Genomic DNA, 14,036 nt, shown 5'->3' on the forward strand with positions numbered 1-14,036 from the left:
ACGATGCCACAGGTTTCCGACTTCGTACTCGACCGGTTGCGGCAATGGGGCGTGCATCGGGTCTTCGCGTATCCGGGTGACGGCATCAACGGCATGCTCGGGGCGTTCGACCGGGCCGGCAACGACCCGGAGTTCATCCAGCCCCGGCATGAGGAGATGGGCGCCTTCATGGCCTGCGCGCACGCCAAGTTCACCGGCGAGGTGGGTTGTTGCATGGCGACCTCGGGGCCGGGCGCCGTACACCTGCTCAACGGCCTGTACGACGCCAAGATGGACCACCAGCCCGTCGTCGCGATCGTGGGGCAGCAGAAGCGCATGTCGCTGGGCGCGCACTATCAGCAGGAGATCCGGCTGGAGATTCTGTTCTCCGACGTCGCCGAGTACACCCAGGTCGTGATGACCCCGGTGCAGGCGCGCTCGGTCATCGACCGCGCGTTCAAGGTCGCGCTCACCGAGCGCGCCGTCTCCACGATCATCATCCCGGAGGACGTCCAGGAGTCGCCGGCCGAGCCGTCACCGCCGAAGGAGCACGGCGCGGTCTTCAGCGGCGTCGGCTGGAGCCGGCCCAGGGTGCTGCCGGACGAGCGTGAGCTGCGCAAGGCGGCGGACATCCTCAACCAGGGCGGCCGGGTCGCGATGCTCGTCGGCCAGGGCGCCGCCGATGCCACGCCCGAGGTGATCGAGGCCGCCGAGCTGCTCGGGGCGGGCGTGGCCAAGGCACTGCTCGGCCGCGACGTGGTGCCGGACACGCTGCCCTTCGTCACCGGGCCGATCGGGCTGCTCGGCTCCAAGCCCAGCGACGAGATGATGATGCACTGCGACGTGCTGTTCATGATCGGCACCAGCTTCCCCTACGGGGAGTGGCTGCCGTCGGAGGGCAGCGCCAAGGGCGTCGAGATCAACATCGACGGCAAGCTGATCGGGATGCGCTTCCCCGTGCAGGCCAACCTCGTCGGCGACTCGAAGGAGACGCTGCGGGCCCTGAACCCCATGCTGCGCCGCAAGTCCGACCGCTCGTGGCGGGAGAAGATCGAGCGCAACGTGCGCGAGTGGAGCCGCATTCTCGAAGACCGCGCCGGACAGCACTTCTCCGGGCAGATCAACCCGCAGGCCGTTGCCCGCGAGCTCTCCCCGCGGCTGCCGGAGCGCTGCATCCTCACGGCCGACTCCGGATCGTCGACCAACTGGTGGGCGCGGCACATCGCCGTCCGCGAGGGGATGCGGGCGTCGCTGTCGGGCACGCTGGCGACCATGGGGCCGGGCGTGCCGTACGCCATCGCGGCGAAGCTCGCCCACCCCGATCGGCCGGTGATCGCGTTCGTGGGCGACGGCGCCTTCCAGATGAACGGCATGAACGAGATGATCACCTGCAAGCGCTACCTCGACCGGCTCGGCGGCTCCCCGCCGCTGGTCTTCGCCGTGTTCAACAACCAGGACCTCAACCAGGTGACCTGGGAGCAGCGGGCGGAATCGGGAGACCCCAGGTTCCACGGCTCGCAGCACATCCCGGACGTGCCCTACGCCCGCTACGCCGAACTGCTCGGCCTGCGCGGCGTGTACTGCGAGGAACCGGCCAAGGTCGGCCAGGCCTGGGACGAGGCGCTCAACGGCCCGGGCCCGGTGCTGGTGGAGTTCAAGGTGGACAGCGAGATCCCGCCGATCCCGCCGCACACGATGTTCGACCAGGCGAAGAATACGGCGAAGGCGCTCATGAAGGACGAGCAGAAGGCCGGCATCGCCCGGCGCGGCACCCGGCAGAAGCTCACCGAGTTCTACGAGGCTCTGCCCGGCCGCGACCAGAAGTGACGTGACACCGCCGCCGCGGGAGGGAGCGTCTCCGCCTCCCGTGGCCCGGCGAAGGGAGACACGACGGTGGTCGGGACGCGTGGAAATGTGCTTGAAGCACCGGTCTACACCGCGCCGCGGGCGGGTGGTGCGCCGCGGAGCCGGCGGCCGATCCCGGTCAACGACCTCGAGGCGGCACTCGCCGCGGCGGTGCCGCTGCTGCTGGCAGCCGCCGGGACAGTCGCGGCCGGCGCGCGCGCCGGGCGGGTGCTGGCAGCCCGGTGACCGGCCGTGACCGACCGGCTGGACCCGGCTCGGGCAGCCAGGCGGCACGCACGTTCTCCCACTGCGAGGCGACCACCATGAACGGCTCACCAACGGTCGATGACCTCCGGGTCCACGCCTTCGCCGTCCCGACCGACGGTCCGGGCGGCGTCGAACAGGACGGCACCGCCACCTGGTCCGCGACGACCATGGTGCTCGTGCAGGCCCGCGCCGCCGGTGTCACCGGGCTCGGCTACACCTACGGTGCGGCCGCCACCGCCCACTTCATCGAATCCGAGCTGGCACCCGTCGTCACCGGCATGGACGCGATGGCCCCGCCGGCCGCCTCGGCGGCGATGGGGGCCGCCATCCGCAACGCCGGCCGGCCCGGCGTCGGCGCGATGGCGATGTCGGCGGTCGACGTCGCCCTGTGGGATCTGCGGGCCCGCCTGGAGGGGCTGGCCCTGTTCCGGGCGTTGCCGTCGAGCCACGACCACGTGCCGATCTACGGCAGCGGCGGGTTCACCAACTATCCGCTGGACCGGCTGGCCGGACAGCTGGCCGGCTGGGCGGAGCGCGGCATCGGCCGGGTGAAGCTCAAGACGTCCCGCCACCCGGATCAGGACCCGAAGCGCCTCACAGCGGTCCGCGACGCCATCGGGCCGGGGCCGGAACTGTTCGTGGACGCCAACGGCGCGCTGAGCGAGAAGCAGGCGCTGTCGTGGGCGTACCGGTTCCGTGACGAGTGGGGGGTGTCGTGGTTCGAGGAGCCGGTCAGCTCGGCCGATCTGACCGGGCTGCGGACACTGCGGGAACAGGGACCGCCGGGACTGGACGTCGCGGCCGGCGAGTACGCCTTCGTCCTTCGTGACTTCACCAACCTGCTCGCCCCGAAAGCGGTGGACTGCCTGCAGGCCGACGTCACCCGGTGCGGCGGGATCACCGGCCTGCTGGCCGTGGCCGGGCTCTCCGCCGGGCACGGGGTGGACCTGTCCGCCCACTGCGCTCCCGCGGTGTCGGCGCACGCCTTCTGCGCGGTGCCGCGCCGGCGTCACCTCGAGTACTTCCACGACCACGAGCGCATCGAGCACATGCTCTTCGACGGCGTCGCGGAGCCGCGCGACGGATCGCTGTGGCCCGACCCGAGCCGGCCGGGCCTCGGCCTGGACATGCGCTGGGACCAGGCGGAGCGCTACCGCGTCCACGGCCGCGCACCGGGGTCCGGCGACTGACGCGATACTGGGCGCTGAGGCCGGCGCCGGCCGCAGGGCCGGCCGCAGGGCCGACATCGACAGACTGTGTCAGGCCCGCCGGCCGGCCAGCCAGGTGGCGGCGCCGGCCACGGCGGCCCCGCCGAGCACGGCCGCGAGCAGCCCCCGGTGCTCCGAGGCCCACAGTTGCGGGCTGTGCGCGTGGGAGCGCTGGTCGAAGGAGCCGTGGGCGCCCTGGTCCGTGCCGGGTTCGTCGTCGGCGGGCTCCCACAGGTTCGGCTGGTGCTTCGCGGCCGGTTGGCGGGTCTGCTGGGAGTCGAACCCGGTGCGGGCCAGGTAGCGGTCGAGCAGCCCCGGCGCGACCTTGTTGGCCAGCAGCGTGGCGGCCGTCGACGCGCCGACCCAGTATTCGCGGCGGCCCGGGTTCCCGGCCGCGTGCACCACGGCACGCGCAGCCACCTCGGGCTGGTAGATCGGCGGGACCGGCTGCGGGTGGCGGCGCAGGCGGGACAGCACCCAGTCGAACTGCGGCGTGTTGACGGCCGGCATCTGCACCATCGTGACCTGCACGTTGCGCTTGTCGTGCAGCAGCTCGCAGCGCAGCGACTCGTTGAAGCCCTGGATGGCGTGCTTGGCGCCGCAGTACGCGCTCTGCAGCGGGATGCCCCGGTAGGCCAGGGCCGAGCCGACCTGCACGATGGTGCCGGAGTCGCGGGGCAGCATGTGCCGCAGCGCCGCACGGGTGCCGTTGACGTAGCCGAGGTAGGTGACGTCGGTCGCGCGCCGGAACTCCTCCGGCTCGATCTCCATGAACGGCGCGAACACCGAGGTGAACGCCACGTTGACCCACACGTCGATCGGGCCGAGCTCCGACTCCACGCGCTGCGCCGCGCGCTCCACCGCCTCGGTGTCGGCGACGTCGACCTCGATCGGCAGCGGCCGGCCGCCGACCTGGAGGACGTCGCGTTCCGCGCCGGCCAGCCCGTCGTGGCCACGGGCCAGCAGGGCGACCGCGTCGCCCAGAGCCCCGAACGCCCGGGCGCTGGCCCGGCCGATACCGCCGCTCGCGCCGGTCACCACGACCACCCGGCGGCCGTCACTCGTCGTCATGATGGCGCCTCCGATTCGAGTCCGGTAGCTGTGCGACTCGTGCCCGTCGGGCTCGTCCCTAAACAAACATTGTCATGTGCAATGAATCTGCCGTCCTGCGATGATGGCCGTATGCAGTCGTCCCGGCCGGACGCCGGCGAGGCCGCGGTGCAGGCCCTCATGCTGGCCAGCCGCGCCTTCGTCGGGCTCACCGCCCGGTCGCTCGCGGCCGTAGACGGCGAGGTCACCCTGCCGCAGTTCCGGACTCTGGCCGTGCTGGCCGGGGCGCGGCCCGCAGCGCGTCATCGACATCGCCGACGAGCTGCAGATCAACCCGTCCACCGCCACCCGCATGATCGACCGTCTCGTGCGCAAGCAGCTCGTGCGCCGCAGCCGCAGCGCCAGCGACCGCCGGATCGTCCGGCTGCGGCTGACCGGCACCGGCCGGCACGTCGTCGAGCAGGTCCTCGCCCGCCGCCGCAGCGACCTCGAGGCCCTCGTCGCCGAGACCGCGCAGCTGTGGCAGCCGGCGGTCATCACCGCGCTGACGGCCTTCGCCGCGGCGGCCGGCGAGGCGGGCGAGCAGGACTGGTGGCTGGGCTGGACGCCCGGGGACGGCGACGCGGCGTAGCCCGCCCGACGCGCTGCTACGCCAGCCGGATTCGCCGGTGTTCGCCACGTGGGCCGTCCGCCGGCTGGCGCTGACCAGCCACGGCGGGGCGGTCGACGCGCCGACCGCACGGGTGGTGCTGCCGTCGCTGACGATGGTTGTCGGCACCTCGACGTACCTGACGCCGTACCCGGGGTTGCCGGGGAACACCATCTGTTCCCACTTGATCAGTCCCAGGGTGTCGTTGCGCACCACGACGATCTTGATCGGGAGCTCGTGCTGCGCGGCGGTGAGCACGTCACCGAGCTACATGGTGAGCGATCCGTCGCCGGTGAAGACGACGACCTGGCGGCCGGGGCAGGCGGTCTGGGCGCCGATGGCGTAGGGGAGTCCGGCGGCCATGGAGCAGTTGGTGCCGGAGAAGCTGTACGCCTGCCCGCGGCGGTGTACGTGTCAGCCATGTCGCTTCGATCTCCTTTCGGTCACCCACCGGTGGGTGGCGAGCACGGCGCCCACGACGGCGAGCAGCGCCCCGGCCGCCCACGTCGCCGCCATCGCACCGGAACTTCGGTTCGGGACCCGGATGGCGTGCTCCTCCGGCCGGCCCGCCACGGGCCCCTCCTGGCCGCTGCGGACCGCCATGGCGATGACCTCGGCCAGGTGCAGACCCGCGCGGTCGCTGCCGGCGCGGATCTGGCTGCGGCAGCTGAACCCGTCGGCGACGATGAGGGTGGCGTCGCTGCGGTCCCGCACCGCCGGCAGCAGCTGCCGTTCCGCGGCCGCCATCGACACCCGGTACTTCTCGCCGGCCTCGTAGCCGAAGCTGCCGGCCATGCCGCAGCAGCCGGGCTCGGCCATCTCGACGTGCAGGCCCATCGCGTGCAGCAGTGCACGGTCGGCGTCGAAGCCGATGACGGCATGCTGATGGCAGTGGGTCTGCACGAACGCGTCGCGATGCAGCTGCGGCACGGTCCAGCCCCGCGCGTGCCGGTCGAGGAACTCGGCGAGGGTGAATGACTGCGCCCGCAGCCGCTGGGCGCGGGTGTCGCCGGGGTACAGGTTGGTCAGCTCGTCGCGGAACACGGCCAGGCAGCTGGGTTCCAGACCGACCAGCGGCACCCCGGCGTCGATGTCGTCGCCGAGCACGTCGAGGATCCGCCGCAGGTACCGCCGGGCGAGCGTGAGCATCCCGTAGTCGTAGAGGGGGCGGCCGCAGCACAGCGCTTGCCGGGGGACCGTCACCCGCCAGCCCGCCGACTCGAGCACCTCGACGGCGGCCACGCCCACCTGCGGTTCGAAGTGGTTCATGAACGTGTCCGGCCACAGCAGCACGACCGGCCCGTCCGGGTGCCGCGGCCGATGCCCGGCGAACCACGACACGAAGGTCCGCTCCGCGAACCTGGGCGCCTCGCGGGTGCGCGCGATCCCGGCGGCGGCCTTGACCGCCGCGCCGAGCACCGGGGCGTGCGTGACGGCATTGACCAGCCGGGGCGCCCGCGACGCCAGCCGGGCCCACACGTCGATCAGCCCGAGCGCGTACGCCTGGCGGGGGCGTAGCCGTCCGGCGTAGTGGTGGTGCAGGAACTCCGCCTTGTAGGTGGCCACGTCGACCTTGACCGGGCAGTCACTTTTGCAGCCCTTGCAGGCCAGGCAGAGATCCAGCGCCTCGCGCACCTCCGGGCTGCGCCACTGGCCGGTGACGCCGCCCGCGGAGTCGGCCATCTCCTGCAGCAGCCGCGCCCGCCCGCGGGTCGAGTGCCGCTCCTCGCGGGTCACCATGAAGCTCGGGCACATCACCCCGCCTTCGGTGCGCCAGCAGACCCCGACGCCGAAGCACCGGCCCGCGGCCTCGGCGAAGATCGATCCGTCCTGCGGGTAGCGGAACACGGTGTCCAGCTGCCGGGGGCGGAAGTCGCTGCCTTCACGCAGGTGCGAGTCCAGCGGATAGGGGTCGATGAGCTTGTGCGGGTTCATCCGCCCGTCCGGGTCCCACACCGCCTTGAACGCCTCGAACGCCTCCATGAGCCGCGGCGGGAACATCTTCGGCCACAACTCCGCCCGGCCGTGCCCGTCGCCGTGCTCGCCGGACAGGGAGCCGCCGAACGAGACGACGAGATCGGCGGCGTCCTCCATGAACCGCCGATACGTCCGGATGCCCTCGGCGGTGCGTAGGTCGAAGTCCAGGCGGCAGTGCACGCAGCCCTGCCCCCAGTGGCCGTAGAACACCCCGTCGTAGCCGTACCGGTCCAGCAGCCTGGTGAACGCCCGCAGGTAGGAGCCGAGCCGGTGCGGTGCCACGGCGGCGTCCTCCCAGTTCGGCCAGCCGACGTGGCCACCCAGACCGACGGGCATCCGGGACGTGCCGGCCGAGTGCTTGCGGATCTCCCAGACGGCGCTCTGCCGAGCCGCGTCCTCGTACACGCGATGGTCTGGGGCGTCGCGGCGGCGGCGCAGTGCCCCCGCCAGCTCCTCGGCCCGCTCGTTGGCCTCACGCTGCGTGTCGCCGCCGAACTCCACCAGCACCCACGCAACCCCCGGCGGCAGCAGACCCGGCTCGCCGTGCACCATCTGCTTCGCCCGCATGTTCCGCACCACGTGCCGGCTGGTGAACTCGACCCCGATCGGGTCGAACTCGAGCAGCCACGCCGCGTCGTCCCCGGAGGCGGGAATGTCCGGATAGCCGATCACCACCAGTGCCCGGGCCGGCGGTGAGGGCACCAGCCGGCACTGGGCCCCCAGCGTCAGCGCCAGCGTCGACTCCGAACCGACCAGCGCCCGCGCGACGTGGAACCCGTACTCCGGCAACAGCTGCTCGAGGTTGTACCCGGACACCCGCCGCGGGATGTCCGGCATCCCGGACCGGATCACCTCGGCGTAGGTGTCCCGGATGTGCCGCATCCCGGCGTAGATCGCTCCCCGGCGCCCGCCCAGGCCGATGATCAGCTCGAGCTCGTCCTCGCTCGTCGCGCCGACCCGCATCGCGGTGCCGTCATAGGTCACCACGTCCAGTTCGTGCACGTTGTCGACGGTCTTGCCGCCCATGACCGAGTGCGTGCCGCAGGAGTTGTTGCCGATCATCCCGCCGAGCGTCGCGTGGTCGTGGGTCGCCGGGTCCGGCGCGAACGTCAGCCCGTGCCGCTCCGCCGCGCCCCGCAGGTGGTCACAGATCAGACCCGGCCGCACCAGAGCCAGCCGCCGCTCAGGATCGAGGTCGACCAGTTCGTTCATGTACTTCGAGAAGTCGAAGCACACCGCGGCGTTCACCGTCTGCCCCGCCAGGGCGGTGCCACAGCCCCGCCCGAACACCGGGGCACCGTAGCGGCGGCAGATCCCCAGCGCGGCCTCCACGTCGGCGGCGTCGCGCGGCAGCACCACCCCGATCGGCAGCTGCCGGAAGATCGACGCGTCATAGCCGTACAGCGCGCGGTCTCCCGGGCTGAACCGAACCTCGCCCCGCACCGCCCGGCCGAGCTCGCGGGCCAGCTGAGCGGCGTACGGCGGCGGCGGCGCGGATCGACTTCCGGCGTCAGCAGCCTTCATCGTTGCACCTCGTTTCGGTGGGAACCGGCTCGCGCCCGCCAAGCGACTGGTGCTACCCGGGGGTGGCGGAGTATGCGGACACGGGCGCGGTGATCCGCGAGACCCCGATCGCGGCGGCTGAACATGTCTGTCGGCCGCATACCCCTTCGCGCGGCCTGCGGCCTGTCGCCGGGACGATTGCGTCCTTGCCCTTCCGGCCGGCCACGTACCGGCACGTCGGCCGGAAGGAAGTTGGTCGGTCGTGCCCGGCGGTGGGGTAGGCGGGAAAACAGTGGGTAGGCGGAGGAAGGAGAAATTGAGCGACGAACCAGAGGGAGGTTTGTCATGGCCGAGGTTTCGCAGTATCAGAGCTTCGCCGGACATCCCGACATCGCCGAGATGCAACAGCGCTATGAGCGACTCGGCGCCAGCGGGCAGGCGGTCGTCATCGATGGGCTGGTATTGCTGGCCGGCGCCTGGCTGGCGATCTCACCGTGGGTCGTGGGCTTCAACACCTTCGCGCCACGCCTGACCGTCAACAACCTGATCCTCGGGATCACGATCGGCGTGATCGCGTTGGGGCTGACGATGGTGCCGTCCCGCATGTACAGGCTGAGCTGGGCCATGGCGGCGATCGGCGTGTGGGTCATCATCTCGCCGTGGATCGTCGAGCGCGCCGCCACCGCCACGACGACCGGAACCATCGTGTCGAACGTCATCACGGGTGCCGTGACCGTGTTGCTGGGCCTCAGCGCCGTCGGGCTGCTGATGTCGGCGAACCGCCGGCCCGGGTTCAACCGCGGTGGGGGGAGGCGCGGCCAGGAGAACTATGACCGGCCCGGCACGGAGCAGCGGCAGCGCTATGACCAGCCTGACGTCGAGCGCACCGGCTACGACCGGTCCAGCGGGGAGCGGCCCGGGTTCGACCGGCCCGGCACGGACCGGCCCGGCACGGAACGACGCCCCCGCTACTGATCGCCGCGGTGCACTGCGGCCATCCGGAGCCTGTCCGTACGGCCACGTGCGCCGCCGGCCGTCACACGCGGCTGCGCTGCGGCGGCGGCCGGCGGCTGCGGCGTGCTGGCGGCCGCCGGGCTGACGGCGGGCTACGTGACCGCGGCGCTCGTGCTCGGGGCCGCGGGCCTGCGCCGGCTGCGCTCGGTCGGCGGCGTCCCCGCGAAGCTCGCCGAGGAGATCAGCGCGGCGGCGAGCGCGACCGCCCGCATGGTCGGCCAGTCCGTGGCGATGCCGCTCACGGTGCGGGTGAAGTGGTTGCCGCTGCTGTCGTAGCCGAGGCGGGAGGTGTGCGGCCTGATACGACATGATTCCGACGCGACTACCTCTAGTGATCTCGATGGGGATCGATGTAATTTCCGACCGAATTGGTACGCGGTTCGGGTAGGGATGGTGTCGCGGGATGACGAGCGCCGCAGCGGACAGCGAGCCGGACTCCGACCCGCGTGCCATCGCGAACGCCCAGGACTTCGTCAAGGCGTTGAAGGCGCTCCGCCGCGGCTCCGGTCACACCATCCGGGACCTGGCGCAGATGGTGGCCGCGGACGATCCCGCGCACGCGGTCTCTCCCTCCACCCTCGGCGGCTGGTTCACCGGTGCGCACCTGCCCACCCGGAAGCTGACCGGTGCGTTCGTCGCCCTGTTGGCCGTGCTCGGCGAGAAGGACAAGACCCGGGCGACGGAGTGGCTGGCCGCCCTCGACAGGGTCCGCGCACAGCCGGGCCCGCGTCCCGCGGAGGCGCCGTCGCCGTTTCGCGGGCTGACGCCCTACGAGGTCGAGCACGCGCGGTTCTTCTGTGGGCGTGAGGACCTCGTCGCCGACGTGCTGGCCGCCGTGCGGCGCAGGCAACGGCACGGCGCCCCGGTGATCGTCGTCGGCCCGTCCGGATCCGGCAAGTCGTCACTGCTGCGCGCGGGGCTGATCCCGGCCTGGTGCGGCGCCGACGACCCCGGCCGCCGGGAACATCTGCTGTTCACGCCGGGTGAGCGGCCGTTGCGGGCCCTGGCCGCGCACATCGCCGCCCGTACCGGACGCGACGCCGATGACATCCATGGCCGGCTGTGCGAAGCGCCGGCGTCGGCACCCACGATGCTGCATGAGCGGGACGGCACCGCCGGCCTGCTCGTCGTCGTCGACCAGCTGGAGGAGCTGTTCACGCTGTGTGGCGACGCGGCGGAACGGGCCGGCTTCATCGACGCCCTGCACGCCCTTGCCGCGGCCGCGGCCGGGGGCGAGCCCGCGGCCGCGGTGGTCTACGGGCTGCGCGCGGACTTCTTCGCCCAGGCCATGCAGCTTTCCGCGTTGACGACGGTGCTGCAGCACGGGCAGATCGTCGTCGGCCCGATGTCGGAGCCGGAGCTGCGGCAGGCGATCAATCAGCCCGCGCAGCTCGCACAGCTGACGGTGCAACCCGAACTCGTCGAGGTGCTGCTGCGCGACCTGGCACCGCGGCAGTCCTCCGACGGCCGCGCCGGCCATGAGCCCGGGGCACTGCCGCTGCTGTCGCACGCACTGCTGGCCACCTGGCAGCAGTCGTCCGGACGCACCCTGACGGTGGAGCACTACCGGACCACCGGCGGCATCCGCGGCGCGATCACGCAGACCGCCGAGGAGGCCTTCGCCGCGCTGCCGGGTGCGGCGGAGCGCGACGCCGCGCGGCGGCTGTTCCTGCGGCTGGTCCACACCGACGACGAGACCGCCGACGCCCGGCGCAAGGTGATGCGGGCCGAGCTGCTGGCTCCGGTGGCCGGCGCCACGCAGAGCGCCGACATCGCGCAGGTCATCCAGCGATTCGCGGCGGCGCGGCTGCTGACCGTGGACGGCGACACCGTCGAGATCGCGCACGAGGCGTTGCTGTGGTCATGGCCCCGCCTGCGGGAATGGCTCGACGCCGACCGGGGCTGGCTGCGGTTCCACCGGCGGCTCGCCGCGGCCGTGCGGCACTGGGAGGAGACCGGCCGGAGCGTCGACGGGCTGTACCGCGGCGGCATCCTGCAACTGGCGCAGGAGCACATCGGAGGACGCCGCGACCAGCTCAGCGGCAACGAGCACGCATTCATCGAGGCGAGTCTGGAGCATGCGGAGGCACAGCAGACGGCCGACCGCCGCCGGGAGCGGCGCCGGCTGCAGCTCGTCGCGGCCGTCGTCGTGTTCGCGCTGCTCGCCGCCGGCGTCCTGGGATACGCGGTCGAGGTGCACCGCGCCCGGTCGGCGGAGCGGGCCAGGGCCGAGCTCGCCGCCGCGCAGTCCACCTCCCGCCAGGTCGCCACCAAGTCCGACCGGCTGCGTGAGCAGGACGTGCCGCTGGCGCAGCTGCTCGCGCTCGCCGCATACCGGGTGTCGCCGACCCCCGAGGCACGATCCAGCCTGCTCAACGCGACGTCGATGCCGGCCGCGACCCGGCTGCGCAGCCCCGCCGGAGCGGTCAAGAGTGTCGCGTCGAGTGCCGACGGGCGGATGGTGGCCGCCGGCACCGAACCGGGCCCGGTCCAGGTGTGGCAGGTGGACCCGGTCGCGGGGCTCACCGCCCACCGCATGCTGACAGGCCCCGCGAAGAGCATCGTGTCAGTGGCGTTCACCCGCTCCGGCATCCTCGCCGGCGGCGGCAAGGACCGCAGCGTGTACCTGTGGTCGCTCACCGGTGGCAGCGAGCCGATCGGCCGGGTCGACGGGCCGACCGGCGACGTGCTGAGCGTCGCGTTCTCCCCGGACGGCGCCGTCCTCGCCGCCGCCGGCGAAGACGGCCGCATCCACCTGTGGAACGTCCGGGACCCGGCGAGGCCCGTGCCCCTGGCGACCTTCACCGACACCGGAGTCGAGGCGTCGCCGGCGGTCGTGCAGGCCCTTGCCTTCACCCCGGACGGTCGCGTCCTGGTGTCCGGCAGCTACGACTCGTCGGTGCGGCTGTGGGACGTCGCCGACCCGGCCCGGCCCGCGCTGCTGAGCGCCCTGAACGAACCGACCAGCAAGGTGTTCGCGGTCGCGGTCAGCCCCGACGGCCGCCACCTCGCCGCCGGAACCGGAGCCGAGCACAACGTGTACCGGTGGGACATCACCGACCCGCGCCGGCCTGCTTCGGAAGGCCCGCCACTGACAGGTCCGGCGAGCTGGGTCAACACCCTCAGCTACAGCCCGGACGGCGACGTGCTGGCCGCCGGCAGCTCCGACAACAACGTGTGGCTGTTCACGGCCGGCTCCGGGCACGGCCCGGCACGGCTGCCGCATCCGGACCCGGTCACCACCGTCACGTACCAGCCGGACGGCACGCTGCTGACCGTGGCGAGCGACGGCACGCTACGAACCTGGCATCTGCCGGGACCCGTCATCACGGGACCCGTCGACTCCGTGTTCGCCGTCAGCTTCGACCGCGCTGGTCACCGCCTCGGCGTCGGCGCCGGTGCCGCCGACAATAGCCTGACGATCTGGGACGTGCGCGACCCCGCCCGCCCCCGGCGGGAGCGTCCGCCGCTGCACAACCAGCCGGACGGGAGCAAGTACGTGGGCACGGCCGCGCTGACGCCGGACGGACGGGTCTTCGCCACAGGACGCCAGGACGGCAGCCTGGAGCTGTGGGACGTGAGCCGGCCGGGACAGTGGCAACGGCTCGGGCCGCCGTTGAAAGCCGCCGGCAAGCTCGCCGAGTCCGTCAGCATCAGCAACGACGGGCGGCTGCTGGTCCTGAGCGCCGATGACAACAGCGCCCACCTCTTCGACATCAGCGATCCGGCCCGGGCGGCGCCGCTGGCCGTACTGAACGGCACCGACCCGGGGATCATCTACCAGTCCGCGTTCAGCCCCGACGGCACGCTGCTGGCCATGGCCAGCAACAACCACCACACGTACCTGTGGAACATCACCGACCCGCGCGAGCCGCGGCTCACCGCGACGCTCGAGGACTCGGCCGAGCCGATGTTCACCACCGCGTTCAGCCGCGACGGGCGCATCCTCGCGGCCGGTGGGGTCGACAAGACCGCCCGGCTGTGGGACGTCACGGACCCGGCCCATCCTCAGCCCGTGGCGGTCCTCACCGGGCCGGTGGGCGAGGTGTACTCGGTGGCGTTCAGCCCGACCCGGGACGTCCTCGCCGCCGGCAGTACCGACAACACCATCTGGCTCTGGGACGTCCACGACCCACGCAGACCGAGCCAACTGGCGACGCTCACCGGTCCGACCGACGCGGTACTCGGCGTCGCGTTCGCACCCGACGGCGCGACCCTCGCCGCGGGCGGGCACGACCGCACGGTGCGGCTGTGGAACACCGACCCGGAGATCGCCGCCGCCCGCATCTGCGCCACCGCCGGGTTCCCGCTCACCGAGCCGGAGTGGCGCCAGTACGTGCCGGACGTCGCGTACCGGCCGCTGTGCCGTTGAGCACCCAGACGCCCGCACCGCGCCCCCTCGACGCGGTGCGGGCGCCGGCCGGTGACCGTCCAGGGTGTGGCCGGCCGGGCGGGCCGTAGCTTCAAGGTGCCCGCACGGCGCCGGGCGGGTCCAGGCCCGGCGGATAGTCCGGACAAGGCCGTACAGCCGTGCCGAGGGCCGG

10 protein-coding genes and 1 pseudogene are annotated in these 14,036 nt (G+C 72.6%); 7 read left to right on the plus strand and 4 right to left on the minus strand.

The window, feature by feature from the left end:
- The first annotated feature begins 3 nt into the window (after positions 1-3).
- The 3 genes from ACFY3L_RS42520 to ACFY3L_RS42530 all read left to right on the plus strand — a co-directional run bounded on the left by ACFY3L_RS42520 (position 4) and on the right by ACFY3L_RS42530 (position 3,281).
- Positions 4-1,806, plus strand: a complete 1,803-nt coding sequence (locus tag ACFY3L_RS42520; protein WP_389338285.1) for a thiamine pyrophosphate-requiring protein — start codon at positions 4-6, stop codon at positions 1,804-1,806.
- An 87-nt stretch (positions 1,807-1,893) separates the two neighbouring features.
- Positions 1,894-2,070, plus strand: coding sequence for a hypothetical protein (locus tag ACFY3L_RS42525; protein WP_389338288.1), 177 nt, complete (start codon positions 1,894-1,896; stop codon positions 2,068-2,070).
- A 77-nt stretch (positions 2,071-2,147) separates the two neighbouring features.
- Entirely contained in the window at positions 2,148-3,281 is a 1,134-nt protein-coding gene (locus ACFY3L_RS42530; RefSeq protein ID WP_389338291.1) for an enolase C-terminal domain-like protein, read from the plus strand.
- Between the two features lie 69 nt (positions 3,282-3,350).
- Here the strand turns inward: ACFY3L_RS42530 and ACFY3L_RS42535 are convergent, their stop codons facing one another.
- Complete coding sequence (locus tag ACFY3L_RS42535; protein ID WP_389338294.1) at positions 3,351-4,370, minus strand: SDR family oxidoreductase; 1,020 nt, start codon at positions 4,368-4,370, stop codon at positions 3,351-3,353.
- A 72-nt stretch (positions 4,371-4,442) separates the two neighbouring features.
- Positions 4,443-4,703 carry a hypothetical protein gene (locus ACFY3L_RS42540; protein WP_389338297.1) on the minus strand — a complete coding sequence of 87 codons (261 nt, stop codon included), beginning with the start codon at positions 4,701-4,703 and terminating at the stop codon, positions 4,443-4,445.
- Between ACFY3L_RS42540 and ACFY3L_RS42545 the strand changes: the two genes are divergently transcribed.
- Positions 4,678-4,980 carry a MarR family transcriptional regulator gene (locus ACFY3L_RS42545; protein WP_389338486.1) on the plus strand — a complete coding sequence of 101 codons (303 nt, stop codon included), beginning with the start codon at positions 4,678-4,680 and terminating at the stop codon, positions 4,978-4,980. The genes ACFY3L_RS42540 and ACFY3L_RS42545 overlap by 26 nt on opposite strands.
- A gap of 168 nt (positions 4,981-5,148) precedes the next feature.
- On the opposite strand, the pseudogene ACFY3L_RS42550 reads toward ACFY3L_RS42545, so the two are convergent.
- Both ACFY3L_RS42550 and ACFY3L_RS42555 read right to left on the minus strand, forming a co-directional pair.
- A pseudogene (locus ACFY3L_RS42550) lies at positions 5,149-5,388 on the minus strand (thiamine pyrophosphate-dependent enzyme); the annotation flags it as partial.
- 24 nt (positions 5,389-5,412) lie between these two features.
- The gene (locus tag ACFY3L_RS42555) at positions 5,413-8,499 is read right to left on the minus strand and encodes an FAD-binding and (Fe-S)-binding domain-containing protein (protein WP_389338300.1); all 3,087 of its coding nucleotides are present in this window, start codon (positions 8,497-8,499) and stop codon (positions 5,413-5,415) included.
- A 324-nt stretch (positions 8,500-8,823) separates the two neighbouring features.
- On the opposite strand from ACFY3L_RS42555, the gene ACFY3L_RS42560 reads away from it, so the two are divergent.
- The 3 genes from ACFY3L_RS42560 (at position 8,824) to ACFY3L_RS42570 (ending at position 13,864) form a co-directional block, all read left to right on the plus strand.
- Positions 8,824-9,453 (plus strand): SPW repeat protein, encoded by a 630-nt coding sequence (locus ACFY3L_RS42560; RefSeq protein ID WP_389338303.1) that lies wholly within the window; start codon positions 8,824-8,826, stop codon positions 9,451-9,453.
- A gap of 102 nt (positions 9,454-9,555) precedes the next feature.
- Positions 9,556-9,768, plus strand: a complete 213-nt coding sequence (locus tag ACFY3L_RS42565; RefSeq protein ID WP_389338305.1) for a hypothetical protein — start codon at positions 9,556-9,558, stop codon at positions 9,766-9,768.
- Positions 9,769-9,895: 127 nt separating this feature from the next.
- A complete protein-coding gene (locus ACFY3L_RS42570) occupies positions 9,896-13,864 on the plus strand; it encodes a hypothetical protein (RefSeq protein ID WP_389338307.1) in 3,969 nt (1,322 codons plus the stop codon).
- Positions 13,865-14,036: the final 172 nt, after the last annotated feature.

Origin of the sequence: Dactylosporangium sp. NPDC000521, assembly GCF_042898305.1 — a bacterium.
Taxonomy (GTDB): domain Bacteria; phylum Actinomycetota; class Actinomycetes; order Mycobacteriales; family Micromonosporaceae; genus Dactylosporangium.